This is a genomic window from Microcoleus sp. Z1_B2 (assembly GCF_036700325.1).
Taxonomy (GTDB): Bacteria; Cyanobacteriota; Cyanobacteriia; order Cyanobacteriales; family Microcoleaceae; genus Microcoleus.
Genome location: NZ_JAUBOQ010000036.1, coordinates 63,458 through 76,766 on the forward strand (window position 1 = coordinate 63,458; position 13,309 = coordinate 76,766).

At 43.8% G+C, this 13,309-nt stretch carries 11 protein-coding genes; 5 read left to right on the forward strand and 6 right to left on the reverse strand.

Translation table 11 applies throughout. The annotated features are described in order from the left end of the window. The first annotated feature begins 4 nt into the window (after positions 1–4). A complete protein-coding gene (locus QT984_RS20650) occupies positions 5–448 on the forward strand; it encodes a DUF4332 domain-containing protein (protein WP_333053804.1) in 444 nt (147 codons plus the stop codon). A 29-nt stretch (positions 449–477) separates the two neighbouring features. Next, positions 478–837 (forward strand): Spx/MgsR family RNA polymerase-binding regulatory protein, encoded by a 360-nt coding sequence (locus tag QT984_RS20655; protein ID WP_333053803.1) that lies wholly within the window; start codon positions 478–480, stop codon positions 835–837. A gap of 2 nt (positions 838–839) precedes the next feature. Here QT984_RS20655 and QT984_RS20660 read toward each other — a convergent pair whose 3' ends face one another. The 3 genes from QT984_RS20660 to QT984_RS20670 all read right to left on the reverse strand — a co-directional run bounded on the left by QT984_RS20660 (position 840) and on the right by QT984_RS20670 (position 3,676). After that, positions 840–1,256, reverse strand: a complete 417-nt coding sequence (locus QT984_RS20660; RefSeq protein ID WP_333053802.1) for a GNAT family N-acetyltransferase — start codon at positions 1,254–1,256, stop codon at positions 840–842. Between the two features lie 105 nt (positions 1,257–1,361). Then, positions 1,362–1,961, reverse strand: coding sequence for a Uma2 family endonuclease (locus tag QT984_RS20665; RefSeq protein WP_333053801.1), 600 nt, complete (start codon positions 1,959–1,961; stop codon positions 1,362–1,364). Between the two features lie 143 nt (positions 1,962–2,104). Continuing rightward, positions 2,105–3,676 carry an NAD(P)H-quinone oxidoreductase subunit N gene (locus tag QT984_RS20670; RefSeq protein WP_333210348.1) on the reverse strand — a complete coding sequence of 524 codons (1,572 nt, stop codon included), beginning with the start codon at positions 3,674–3,676 and terminating at the stop codon, positions 2,105–2,107. Positions 3,677–4,336: 660 nt separating this feature from the next. On the opposite strand from QT984_RS20670, the gene QT984_RS20675 reads away from it, so the two are divergent. The 3 genes from QT984_RS20675 to QT984_RS20685 all read left to right on the forward strand — a co-directional run bounded on the left by QT984_RS20675 (position 4,337) and on the right by QT984_RS20685 (position 7,784). Beyond that, positions 4,337–5,314 (forward strand): ABC transporter substrate-binding protein, encoded by a 978-nt coding sequence (locus tag QT984_RS20675; protein WP_333053799.1) that lies wholly within the window; start codon positions 4,337–4,339, stop codon positions 5,312–5,314. A gap of 9 nt (positions 5,315–5,323) precedes the next feature. Next, positions 5,324–7,402, forward strand: coding sequence for a SpoIIE family protein phosphatase (locus QT984_RS20680; protein WP_333053798.1), 2,079 nt, complete (start codon positions 5,324–5,326; stop codon positions 7,400–7,402). Between the two features lie 226 nt (positions 7,403–7,628). Beyond that, entirely contained in the window at positions 7,629–7,784 is a 156-nt protein-coding gene (locus QT984_RS20685) for a helix-turn-helix domain-containing protein (protein ID WP_333053959.1), read from the forward strand. 45 nt (positions 7,785–7,829) lie between these two features. On the opposite strand, the gene QT984_RS20690 is transcribed toward QT984_RS20685, so the two are convergent. The 3 genes from QT984_RS20690 to QT984_RS20700 all read right to left on the reverse strand — a co-directional run. Then, positions 7,830–8,843, reverse strand: coding sequence for a poly(ethylene terephthalate) hydrolase family protein (locus QT984_RS20690; RefSeq protein ID WP_333210341.1), 1,014 nt, complete (start codon positions 8,841–8,843; stop codon positions 7,830–7,832). Between the two features lie 285 nt (positions 8,844–9,128). Continuing rightward, on the reverse strand, positions 9,129–10,505 hold the full coding sequence (locus QT984_RS20695) for a response regulator (RefSeq protein ID WP_333053796.1): 1,377 nt from the start codon (positions 10,503–10,505) through the stop codon (positions 9,129–9,131). Continuing rightward, on the reverse strand, positions 10,502–13,309 hold a 2,808-nt coding region (locus QT984_RS20700; protein ID WP_333374805.1), incomplete at its 5' end, for a PAS domain S-box protein. The genes QT984_RS20695 and QT984_RS20700, both read right to left, overlap by 4 nt.

Genomic DNA, 13,309 nt, shown 5'->3' on the forward strand with positions numbered 1-13,309 from the left:
AAACATGAAAATTTCTCATAAAGCTCCTCAAACTTCTGTGCAAGTACGCGATTGGCCGATCGCACATTTACCGGGATTGAGCAAGGAAAACCAATCTCAACTGGAAGAGTGCAGCATCACCACAACCGGACAACTAATTCGCCTGACGAAAACGCAAGCGGCGAAAGTGTTGCTAGCCAATCAATTACAGATTAACATTCAATATGTTAATAAATGGGTAGCGATGGCAAATTTGGCTGGAATTCCAAGTGTAGGGTGTCAGTATTGCGGGCTGTTACTGCACGCCGGCGTTGCTTCTCCGGCTCAATTGGCTCAAATGCCCGTGGAGAGATTGCACCAACAAGTTTTAAGGCTGCACGTAGCGACAATGCAGCGCAATGACTTGACTCCTTCAGTCGATCGCGTGCAAAAATGGGTTCAACAAGCTAGATTAGTCAGTAGTCATTAGTCATTAGTCATTAGTTAGTAGTCATTATTATGTCAATTCAAGTTTACGGAATCCCCAACTGCGGAACCTGCAAAAAAGCTTTCCAGTGGCTCAAAGATAGCGATGTTAATTACGAGTTCATTAACACAAAAGAACAGCCGCCGACTCGCGAAACAATCCAAAGCTGGGTAGCTGCTTTAGGTTTTGAACCCATGCGAAATACTTCCGGTCAATCTTACCGCGCTTTGGGCGATGACAAGAAAAATTGGACTAGCGAACAGTGGGTAGATGCTTTTGCTAAGGATGCGATGCTGCTGAAACGTCCTCTTTTCGTTAAAGATGGAACGGCTGTTTTAGTAGGTTTCAAAGAAGACGTAATTCGAGAAAAATTGGAGCTTTCAAGGGGCTAAGTTCAGCCAGTTGTTCGCCGCAAAAACTTAAGTTCGCCCACATCATCCGAGAAACCCCAACGCTCGTAAAACGGCATCATGTTCGGCAAACAATTAAGATAAAAATGCTCGACAGCTTGCAATTTGGGATGAGTTAAAACTGCATCCATTAACTTCGCACCCAGTCCCATCTTTCTGTGTGTCGGCTTGATGATGACATCAAAAATCATGGCTCTGTAGACAAAATCGGTAATGACGCGGGTAATGCCAATTAGTCGATCGGTCTCATCGACAAAACCAATGGTAACATCAGTTGCCTCCAGCATTTTCACAACATCCTCCCGCGTCCGCTTGTCGCTCCAAAACTCGTTTTTGTACAAATCCATCAAGTCGGAAACCTGGCTTTCGGTCAAAGTTTCGACAATTCGGTAGTTATCCATATCTTCCCTCATAAAAATTAGAAGACTAAAGTCCTCACCACCCACCAAGTTATTATTGTTTTACTGTTACCAAGCTAGACATTGCTTCACCCCATAGCATGAAGTTTACTGCTGCACTTCCGTTTCCGGGCTTTCAAATACCACTTTTGCATAAATCTCGCTCATCGACATTTGCACTCCCAAGGAAGCAAAAGAAACTGTTGCTGTCTCTCCCTCATATTCCCGAAATAACCATTCATTTGGTTCGGTTTTAATATATTGTGCGACTAAAAACTCAGATTGATTGACTAACACATATTCACAGAATTCAGGGATAGATCGATAAAACCGAAACTTATCCTCTCGATCGAAATCCTTGGTAGACTTAGAAAGCACTTCCACGATGAGCATCGGATTGAGGATCTCATCACTGCGTCCCTCGGTAAAAACTGGCTCCCCTTCAATCACCATCACATCCGGGTAAGTTCCCCGTCGATACCGAGGAATCCACAACCGCAAATCGTTGTGAAAAAGCTCATAGGGCTGCCCCTCAAGCAAATTTCCCAAGACTCTACTCAAATTTCGGATAATCCGGCTGTGATTAATACTACCACCACTCATTTGTACAATTTCTCCATCGCGGTATTCATTTCTAAACTCAGCAGTTTCCTCTAACTCCCGGTACTCATCTGGAGTATAAAACTTTGCCTTACTTTGTACTAACATTGTTGCCTCTGTACTAACTTTTATCTGCGTTAATCTGCCTACATCTGCGGTTAAAAATCATAATTAACAGTATATCACAACAAAAAAGAAACGCCCAACTGCAAAGAGTCAGGCGTTTTCCACTATTTCAAAAACAGGAAAAATTAATCCCGGCTAGACACCAAATTAGAGTCAATTTTCGCACCCACAACAGGTTGCACCTGACTCAAAGCCGACTGCAACATGGGAGTTTTGGTAACAGCATCATTGGCCAAATTAAACAAAGGATTCGACAAAATTCCCGCCAATGTTGTCGCCACCAAAGTGAGTACAACGCTGACTTGCAAAGGCCGCATTCCCTGAAGGTTCCAGCGAACTTCGGGATAATTTTTCACCGCGTCTGACATTTCTTGAGGTTCTTTTACTACCATCATCTTGACAACGCGGATGTAATAGTAAATCGAAACTACGCTGGTAATTAATCCCAGAATAACTAAGCCGTAAAGTCCTGCTTGCCAGCCGGCCCAGAACAGATAGATTTTGCCGAAAAATCCAGCCAGGGGCGGAATTCCACCGAGAGAAAGCAGGCAAATACTTAAGGCTAAAGTTAACAGCGGGTCTTTTTGGTACAAACCGGAGTATTCGCTAATTTGGTCGGTTCCAGTCCGCAGCGAGAACAGGATGATGCAAGCGAAAGCGCCCAAGTTCATAAACAGGTAAACCAACAGATAAAATATCATGCTGGAGTAACCGGCTTCTGTTCCTGCAATCAAACCCAGCATCACAAAACCGGCTTGGGCGATCGACGAATAAGCCAAAAGCCGCTTCATGCTAGTCTGGGCGAGGGCAACCACATTTCCTAACACCATGCTGAGAATGGCTAAGGCCGTGAACACGAAGTGCCACTGTTCGATAAGTGCGGGGAAAGCAGTTGTTAACAAGCGGATTGCTAGGGCAAAACCGGCTGCTTTGGAACCGACAGAAAGAAAGGCAACAACGGGTGTAGGAGAACCTTCGTAAACGTCTGGAGTCCATTGGTGGAAGGGAACCGCAGAGATTTTGAAGGCGATGCCGGCGATCGCAAAAACTAAAGCAATCACCAAACCGAGAGATTGACCTTCGTTCACAGTAGAAAGGTTAGCAGCGATCGCACTTAACTGAGTTTCGCCCCCCGACAATCCGTACAGCAGCGAAATCCCGTAGAGAAACACCGCCGAAGAAGAAGCCCCAATTAACAAATATTTCAAAGCAGCTTCATTGGAACGCGGGTCGCGTTTTGTGTAACCCGTCAGCAAATAAGACGAGATACTCAGAGTTTCCAACGAAATAAAAATCATCACCAATTCATCAGCGCCGCTGAGGAACATTCCCCCCAAAGTAGCGGTGAGTAAAATGCCGATGAATTCCGCTAAAGCAGTACCAGTTTGCAGTACATAGCGGACGGATATCAAAATAGTGACAGCCGCAGTCAAAGCGATAATTCCGCGAAACACTAAACTCAAGGCATCGCTGTTAAAACCGCCTAGAAACGAGATGGTATCAACGTTATCCCACTGCAAACACAAGGCAGCGACGGCGGCTAGCAAACCCGCAACGGCAACGTAGGGAGTCCAACCAGATGAACTGCGGCCTACGATTAAATCGCCGACGAGAACCACCAAGAGGGTGATGATGACAATTCCCTCTGGCAAGATAGTTCCAGCATTTAGCTGGGCAGCAAGAGTAGCAAAATCCATATTTTCAGGCAGGTTGGGTAGTACAAGCCGCAAAGGCTGTAATGGGCTGTGAACTTGTAAAAATTCTTTACCAAACACAGATTGTAGCGGATTACAGCTTCGCGATCCCAATTGGGCGGGTGTTTGTTGCCGGAGAGTTGATACTCGGTAGCGGTTTTGCATACATGGGCGGGCATTGTAGAGATTGCTGAGTGATGTCACCTGCGACTAGAGTCGCGATCGACCATAACTGCCACAATGTAGAAAGTTAAACCAATAATTCGCCATGACTGAAAGCATCGAGGATACCCGCCACGTGATTCATCCGTCCAGAAATAAAAAACCTGTATCCGATAAAGGATCCCCCGAATTTATCTCGCACAAGTCAATGCTTCAATTCTAAAATCGAAAATCGAAAATCGAAAATCGATTGACTGACTCGCTAAGTGCCTACAAACCGCAGATTATCAATGACTTCAACAACCGCCCCGACTAGGAAAATGAATTTCACAAACAAGCTGCAACTCGGTTAGTAGAATTGGTCAAAGTGCGATCGGGCAAGCTTGTTCTAGATATCGCCGCCGGAACAAGTTTAGTGGCTATTGCGGAAGATGCACTTAGGTCGATCGGGATCAAGAAAATATGAGTCGGCTTTTTTACACCAAGAATCCTCTAGCTAGTATGTCTAAATTACTCAATTACATCTGTATATTTATTACCTGCTGGCTGCTGTTTGCTTGTCAGTCTTCGGCACCTCTAAAAGTAAAACCTCCTGCCCTAAAAGTATCTTGTGTTCCTTTTGTTGGCTATACACCTCTGATCATTGCTCAAGAGAAAGGATTCTTCAAAGCGCAAGGGGTAGACGTGGAACTCAGCTATATAAAGCACTCACAATTGCTTTTCGCGGATTTCAGTGCAGGGAAGTATGATGCGATCGCATTGACCTTGGGCGATTTTGTGATTTTGAGTGCCACATATCCTGATATGCAAGCTGTGATGGTTGTGGATGAATCGACAGGGGCAGATGTGGTAGTCGCGCAATCGGATATTAAAACAATCCCTAACTTGAAAGGAAAAAAGCTTGGTGCAACTCTAGGCGACTTTAGCGAGGTTTTCGTTACTGAGATGTTGAAAACCTCTAAGCTGACAAGCGATGATGTTAGACTGGTTAAAGTCGAGACTTTTGAAGTTCCCAATCGCTTACAAAACAATGCTATCCAAGCAGGACACACTTGGGAACCCTATCTTTCTGAAGCATTAAAATTAGGGGCGCATATCCTGTTTACAAGCAAACAAACCCCAGGCTTAATTTTGGATTTAATCGCGTTTCGGGGTGAGGTGATACGCGATCGCCCCGAAGATATTCGCGCCTTTGTGCGAGGCTGGCTTCAAGGCTTGTCATATTGGGAAGCAAATATTACCGAAGGAAAGGAGATCGTCAGCAAAGCATTGAATATGCCCATCAATACCATTTCTTTCGACGGAATAGACTTTACTGACTTTGCAGACAATCAAAATTTATTTCAATCAAACAGTCATAATTATATCTACAAAACTGCCAAAAAATATACGGACTTTTTTATTCGCGCTGGCAATGTGACGCGCCTTCCCAATCTAGAAACCTTGTTCAATTCTTCTTTCTTAACCCCCCCCTCCTAGTCTCAAACCATGAAGCGATTGTTTTTCAACAGCATTCGTACAAAGTTAATCGTGTCGTTTCTCGTCGTTGCTCTGATTCCGTTGCTGTTGCTAGCATTTGTCAACAAGCAGACAACTGAAAAGGCATTGACCGACAACGCACGACAAGCGCTATCTGCGGCGGCTAACGAAACCGCTTACAGAATAGATGGGTTTATCGATGGGAATCTCAATGCCGTGCGCGTAGAAGCGATTTTACCAGGTTTGGCTGCCTATCTGGGCATACCTCCAGAACGGCGAAATGGTAGTCCCCAAGAGATGTTAGCGACTGAAACCTTAACCAGGCTCAGTCGCAAAGATACGCTTAATATTATCTCCTATGCCTTGCTCAACTTAAAGGGACGGAATGTACTCGATACGAATACACTGGATGTGGGACGAGATGAATCCGGTCAAGATTACTTCCAAGAACCGCTCAAAACTCAACTATCTTTTGTTTCTAGCATTAGGCAATCGCCGACAATTCCCAACCTCGTTACGCTCTTCTTTAGCAGTCCTGTTCGCGATGCGAAGGGAAATATATTGGGTGTATTGCGGGTGACATACAATGCCACATCTGTCCAGCAGTTGGTGAGTCGGAAAACTGAACGTGCAGGTGCGAAATCGTTAGCCGTTCTTTTAGATGAGAACTATATCCATCTGGCACATAGCACTACACCGGAACTCCTTTTCAAATCAATTGTACCTTTGTCACCCAATGTTGTAGTGAAACTGCAACGCGAAGGGCGTTTGCCTAAAAATATAACGGAAGAACTTGCAATCAATTTGCCCGACATCAAGCAGGCTTTAGACACTAAACAGCCTTATCTAATCACACGATTGACAGCTACGGGTAATAATGAGTTAAGCCTCTTAGCGATCGCCCGCCTGCAATATCAACCTTGGTCAGTTCTTTTCGCACAACCCATTGCCGTTGCCCTAGCACCTGTAGAAAAACAAATACAGGATGCACTTCTTTTATTAGCAATCATCGCCACAATTGTAACTATCATCGCTTTGGCGATCGCACAACTATTAACCAAGCCTCTGATTTACCTCACCCAAGCGGTTGCCCAGTTTACGGCGGGTCACTTAGATATGCGTGTGAAGATGGGATCGCGAGACGAAATTGGTCTGCTAGCACGATCCTTCAACAGCATGGCGAGGCAAATTCAAGAATCATTTGAAACCCTCGAAGACAAAGTTAAAGAACGAACATCAGAACTCGCTAATGCTAATCAGGAAATCATGACCCTCAACGAAAAACTCAAAGTAGACAACCTCCGTTTAGGTGCAGAAGTGAATGTGGCGCGTCAGATCCAGCAAATGATTTTGCCTAACCCTCATGAACTGGAAATTGAGGGACTAGATATCGCCGGATACATGGAACCCGCCGATGAAGTAGGAGGGGACTACTACGACGTGCTACAGATCGATGGTGTTGTCACACTGGCGATCGGTGATGTCACCGGACATGGCCTGGAAAGCGGCATTCTAATGCTGATGGCGCAAACCTCAGTTCGCACCCTGCAAGAGATTCGTGGACTAGATCCAGTTCGATTCCTGGATGTACTCAACCGTACCCTCTACAAAAACGTGCAGCGCATGAATTCTGAGAAAAGTCTGACGCTGGCGATTTTGAACTACTCCGAAGGACGGATCAGCATCAGCGGTCAGCATGAAGAAACGCTAGTGGTGCGAAAAAATGGAGATGTTGAGCGCATCGACACGATGGAGTTAGGCTTCCCGATCGCTTTAGATGATGATATCGCAGACTTCATCAGTCACGTCCTGATTGAGCTAGAACCTGGAGATGGCGTGGTGCTTTATACTGATGGGATTCCAGAAGCCTATAACATCCGCAAAAAGCAGTATGGACTAAAGCAATTGTGTCAAGTAATTAGTCAAAATTGGCACAAGTCTGCAGCAGGAGTTAAGGATGCGGTGATTGTAGATGTGCGGCAACATATTGGTAAGCAGAAAGTGTTTGATGATATTACGTTGCTAGTCTTTAAGCGGCAGGCTGAGGTTACTGAAAATGGAAATTTAGTTAATAATAATATTATATAGCACGTCTATTTGAGTCGTGAATGTAGAACAACCTGAAACGCTTGTGATGATTGAATCAATTGTTTACAAATCAAATGGTTTTGCTATACCCAATAAAATCCTAAAATGAAGAACCTAGTTTGAGGAATAATTTATGAAAGTAAACTACTAAGAAAGAATGGATTTAATAGCATACGAGTTAAAAATAATTTAGTCAGAGCAGGGAACTCTACCTAATAAATAAAAAATTCAGGCACTTTATTGGTTAAAGACTGGAGCGATTAAAAGCCTTACAGATGTAGCTGAACGTTTAGGTGTACATAGAATTACTGTACATAGATGCTTAAAACAATATAGTGCTCGCGGTCTGTCAGATCGGCGATCCCAAATAATAAAAAGTTAGGCACACTATGTATTAGCCTTAATCTATCTTACGTTTTTTAGGTAGCTACTTAGAAGATGGTTTGGGAACTGCAACGGTGGTAACACGGACATTCGGATCGAGGGCGTCACCTTGAGAGTAAATATAATCAAATGCCGATCGATCTTTAAGCATATGTGCCCGCAAAAATAGCGCGCTCCAACGGGCGATCGTTTCAATACCCACGGCTCGCTCTAAGGTAGCAGTATTGCGATCGGGCATCGCACCAGCGGGGTTATTAACATCGGTAATGCCGAAGTGATTTGCACCCATAACAGTAATCAAAGCTTTGGGTGGTGTTTGAATTTGGTCAAAAGTGCTTTGAGCTCGATCGGGCAGGGCGACACCATCGATAGATCCTTGAATCAACGCCACTGCAATGCCATCATTAGCGATGGGTACAAATTCATTAGCAATAGGATTCCGCAAGTTAGCTCCAAAAAATGCAGCAGCTAATAGTTCTTTCGGGCGCGTAAATGGCTCTTGACACAAATACAATTCTGGGAGACATTTGTTAGCAATCACCGATAACCCCACTGCACCACCAAAAGAATGACCCAATAAACCAAGGCGCTGCGTATCGATAACAGACGCGATCGGAGATGTGGGCTTTGTATTTTCGATCGCCATTTGAGACAAAACCGCCCCAATTTGGGAAGTTTCCGACGCCAAATTAGGCGGTGAAGTGGGATTGAAGGGCGAAGGCCGCAAATGGTTCGGAACAACCACCACAAAGCCGTACCGTGCCACATGGCTAGCGTAATCTGAATAAAATGATTTATCTACAAGCGCACCTTGCAATAAAAGCACAATGGGAAAAGAGTAATTACCAGAATTAAGATCGGATGGTTTAGGATAATAAATATCAACTAAATCGTTATTACCCGATATAGTCGTACTGTAAAAGCTAGTCTCTTTAAATGGCGGTCTATCATCGATTATTGTCGCAAAAACTTTGCCACCAATGACAACAAACGCAGCAATTACACAAATAATTGCTAGAGTTTTTACTGAAAAAAAATCATGGTTTAAATTCATCATTATTTTGGGTTTGAGAGTGCGTGCATCAGCTACTAAAAAAAAGCAAGTTGGCGACTTGCCATTAAGGGAAATTTGTGTAAAAATTGCCAATCAAATGATATCATGTCCCCTCGATCGCAATTTGTGTAGGGGCGGGTTCACCCACAATACCTGCCAATAATTGACAATCTCAAAAACCCGCCCCGACCGGGATAGTATGGTTAATCGATCGAACATGATATGACTCCTAAATAAACACGATTCCCGATCTTACACCATTTTTGAATACTTGAAGTTTAGTGTGGCTTATAGCCCGACCAAATCCTCTTTATAAAAACCTTTTCTAGAGTGGTAAATCGGAATTTCGATTGCCAATGTCGCCCCTTGATCCGGTATCGAAAAACAACTCAGTTGTCCCCCGTGGTCGTCCACTACAATAGTATAGCTAATCGATAACCCCAAACCCTTCCCTGTTCCCACTGTCTTCGTTGTAAAAAATGGCTCAAATATGCGTTGTTGAATCTCTTCGGTTATGCCGGGGCCATTATCAGTAATATAAATACCCACTTGAAAGTCGGAGAGTAACTTCGTGCAAATAGTAATAGTAGGGATCGAGCTGCTATCATCTACATCATTTGCCCAACGTTTTGGGGATTGCAACGCTTCAATCGCATTAGTCAGAACATTCATAAAAACCTGATTCATTTGCCCCGCGTAGCATTCTATCTTTGGCAGATTATCATACTCTTTTACCACTTTAATTATCGTTTGCTGTGCTTCATCTTTCAGCCGATGCTGCAAAATCATCAGCGTACTCTCAATTCCTTCATGGATATCCACCGCTTTTAACTCAGCTTCATCGAGTCGGGAAAAATTCCGCAGCGATTGCACTATTTCTCCAATTCGATCAGCTCCTATGCTCATAGAAGCAATTAGCTTCGGCAAGTCATTCCTGAGAAAAGCGAAATCGATTGCCTCCAGTTGTTCCTGGATAGCTGCTGTGGGATTGGGGAAATCTTCTGTGTAAAGTTGCACCAGCCTCAGCAAATCTTCAGTGTACTCCCTTACGGGCGAGAGGTTCCCTTTAATGAAACTAATCGGATTGTTAATTTCGTGAGCTACCCCCGCTACGACATTCCCTAAACTTGACATTTTCTCGCTTTGGATGAGCTGAGCTTGTGCATTTTGTAACTGTTGTAGAGCCAGCTCTAGTTGTTGGGATTTATTCCGCTCTTTAGCCTCAGACTCCTGCAATCGCGCATTTTGCTCGTGCATTTTTTTTTGCAAACGCTGAATAGTTAGTTGATTTTCGACACGAGCTAAAACTTCTTCTAAATGAAATGGCTTGGTGATGTAGTCTACTCCTCCTACAGCAAATGCTTTGACTTTATCCAACACTCGATCTAGGGCGCTCAAGAAAATAACTGGAATACCCGAAGTTCTGGCATCCGCTTTTAAATGTTGGCAAACTTCGTAGCCGTTCATCTGGGGCATAGAGATGTCGAGCAAAATCAAATCTGGTGGGGTAGAACGCGCTGCTTTTAATGCCATTTCCCCGTTTATTACGCCCCTAACTTTATATCCTTTGTCCCTCAGCATAGTCGATAAAAGACGCAGGTTGTCGGGGGTATCGTCAACCACTAAAAGATTGGCAACATGAGATGCTAATGGCTGGCTGTTCATGGGATAATTTGTTCGGTTAAGTCAGTAATTTTATCAAATCGAAAGTTGTTAGCCCAATCAGCGATGGTCTCCGGGAAAGACTTATTATATTCGGGGATTGTGGCGACTAAACTTAAAATCAGGTCGGCATCAGCATCGATAGCTGCTTGATGTAACTGTATCACCCACTCAGCAGGCATTTTCGCCAAAGTTGTCCTTAAATTTTCAGTTTTTTCCTCTGCTTTTACACTCAGGTCTTGACCCTCAAGCTGAGATAATGTAAAGTTCGGTAAATCTTCATAAATATACTGTACCCCTAAATGTTCAGCCATTTTGGCAAAAATCACTTCTTCTTGAAAAGGCTTGCTCACAAAATCGTCACAGCCTGATGATAAAACAATGGCTCGCTCTTCCTCAAAAGCGCTAGCGGTCAACGCAACAATTGGGGTAGCCTCATCTTGAATCTTGGCTTTAATTTGTCTGGTAGCCTCATACCCGTCTATCACAGGCATTTGCATATCCATCCAAATTAGGTGAGGTTTCCAAGTTTCCCAGATTCTAATAGCTTCTTGACCATTTACTGCTTCGCGCACCTCCAAGCCAAGCGGTTCGAGAAGATGAACCAATAGCAAACGGCTTTCCCATTTATCATCAACCACCAAGATGCGATATGAGGGTTGGTTCGGTTGTAAACCAATTACCCGCCTTCTTGATTGTCGAGGTTGAACTTCAGCCATCTCTGGGGAACTAATTTGGATATCAAAACTAAAAATTGTTCCTCGATGCAAGGTACTGCTGACGGTAATGTCTCCTCCCATCAGTTGTACGAATTGTCGGCTGATTGGTAAACCCAAGCCTGTTCCTTCTTGAGATTTCCGACCTGCGTCAGTTTGCACAAAAGCCTTAAATAAAGAATCTAGCTCAGTAGGAGCAATGCCGTAACCAGTGTCTTCCACTTCAAACGTAATAGTCCGTGGTTCGTTGTCTGTTGGGGACTTTTGTTTCGCACTAATTGCTGCTACCCTAAGCGTCACACTTCCCTTGCTCGTAAACTTTATCGCATTTCCTAGCAGATTAATCAATACTTGACGCAATTTACTTTCGTCAGTTTTTACATACTGAGGAATGTTAGAATCGATGTGCCAACTGAGCTGTAAATCTTTAGAATCCGCTTTAATTTTGAGCATTTCTTCGAGAGAATGGAGCAAATGATACAGGTCAAAGCTAGTAGGATTTAAGGTAATCCGACCTGCCTCTATTTTAGACATTTCCAGCACGTCATTAATCAGCGTCAGCAAATGCTCGCCAGAACGACTAATGATGCCTATCTGTCCCTGCTGTATCTGAGAAAGGGATGAGTCGCGCGCCAGCACTTGGGTAAAGCCGAGAATTGCATTGAGGGGAGTTCGCAATTCGTGACTCATTTTTGATAAAAATTCGCTTTTAGCCTTGTTAGCCGCATCTGCAACTTCTTTGGATTTTTGTAAGGCTGCCTCTGCTTTTTTACTTTCCGTAATATCGCTAGCTGTGCCAGTTATTCCGAGAATTTTTCCCTCGGAATCCCGCAATACAAGTGAATTAAACCGGAGATTGATAGGTCTACTATCTTTAGCTAATTGTATAGTTTCATACTGAAATACAGACTCTCCATTCAGCATACGTTGGAATATCTTTTTATCTTTTGGAAGTTGTTCAGGTAGCTGAAAATCACTAAATTTTCGCCCTATCATTTCTTTAGGCAAGTAGCCAAATATATGTTTTACAGCAGCGTTGACGAAGGTATAACGCCCTTCGATATCAAGTGACCAAATCATATCCTGCGATGTTTCAACTAAGTCACGGTATTTAGCCTCGCTTTCTTTGAGCGCTTCTTCTACCCTTTGACGCTCGGTAATGTCGTTAGTGACTAACAGAATACACGCTTCTCCACCCAGCTCAATAATATCTGCTGATACCAGCATCTTTCTCACCTCGCCTGATGAAGTACGACAATCGAATTCCTGATTGCGAACCACTCCTGATTCTTGCAAGAGCTGTCTGTATCTGTCACATTCTTCTAAATTACCCCAAAAATTCAAATCAATTGCTGTAAAACCAATTACCTGTTCGCGAGAGTAGCTAAAAGTGCGGAGGAAACTGTCGTTCACTTCGATGTAGCGTCCATCTGCAAATCGGGCGATCGCGATCGGGTTAGGACTGGAACGAAAGGCTTTAGAAAACTTTTCCTCAGACTTGCCCAAGGCTCTTTCTGTCTGCATCCTAACAGCGATTTCCTGTTGCAATTCTTGCGTTCTTTCTATAACCTTACGTTCCAGCGTTCGCGAGTATTCCCCTAATTGATCGTAAAGCTGAGCATTTTCAATGGAAATAGCAATTTGGGCAGATAAAAGTTTTAACAATTCTAGGCGATCCGTAGTAAAAGCCCCTTCAGTCAGGTTATTTTCCAAATAAAGAAGGCCAGTCAACTTACCTTGGTGCAGCAGAGGAGTGCAAAGAATAGACTTCGGTTGAGTAGCTGCAATATAAGGATCGCGGGTAAATTGTCCCTCTTGAGCCGCATTATTTAACACCACATTTTCCTGAGTACGAATCACATAATTGGCGATCGCACAAGCAAGCAAAGGAGAACCCCCAGAAGCTGCTATCGGATTGAGAGGAAGCGATTGCAACACACTAACTTCATCCTCCTGCACCGAACCTTCCGCCTCAAGGGTCCAGTTTCCCGCTTTTTCTAAAATCAAAAAACCTTTTTGCGCCCCCGCATTCTCGATCGCAATTTTCATCAATCTTTCCAGCAACCTACTCAAAACAATTTCACCCGAAAT

Excerpts from the sequence above, each read along its gene's own strand:
- QT984_RS20650 (WP_333053804.1), top strand. The coding sequence starts at position 5 with ATGAAAATTTCTCATAAAGCTCCTCAAACTTCTGTGCAAGTACGCGAT.
- QT984_RS20655 (WP_333053803.1), top strand. The coding sequence starts at position 478 with ATGTCAATTCAAGTTTACGGAATCCCCAACTGCGGAACCTGCAAAAAA.
- QT984_RS20660 (WP_333053802.1), bottom strand. The coding sequence starts at position 1,256 with ATGGATAACTACCGAATTGTCGAAACTTTGACCGAAAGCCAGGTTTCC.
- QT984_RS20665 (WP_333053801.1), bottom strand. The coding sequence starts at position 1,961 with ATGTTAGTACAAAGTAAGGCAAAGTTTTATACTCCAGATGAGTACCGG.
- QT984_RS20670 (WP_333210348.1), bottom strand. The coding sequence starts at position 3,676 with ATGGATTTTGCTACTCTTGCTGCCCAGCTAAATGCTGGAACTATCTTG.
- QT984_RS20675 (WP_333053799.1), top strand. The coding sequence starts at position 4,337 with ATGTCTAAATTACTCAATTACATCTGTATATTTATTACCTGCTGGCTG.
- QT984_RS20680 (WP_333053798.1), top strand. The coding sequence starts at position 5,324 with ATGAAGCGATTGTTTTTCAACAGCATTCGTACAAAGTTAATCGTGTCG.
- QT984_RS20690 (WP_333210341.1), bottom strand. The coding sequence starts at position 8,843 with ATGATGAATTTAAACCATGATTTTTTTTCAGTAAAAACTCTAGCAATT.
- QT984_RS20695 (WP_333053796.1), bottom strand. The coding sequence starts at position 10,505 with ATGAACAGCCAGCCATTAGCATCTCATGTTGCCAATCTTTTAGTGGTT.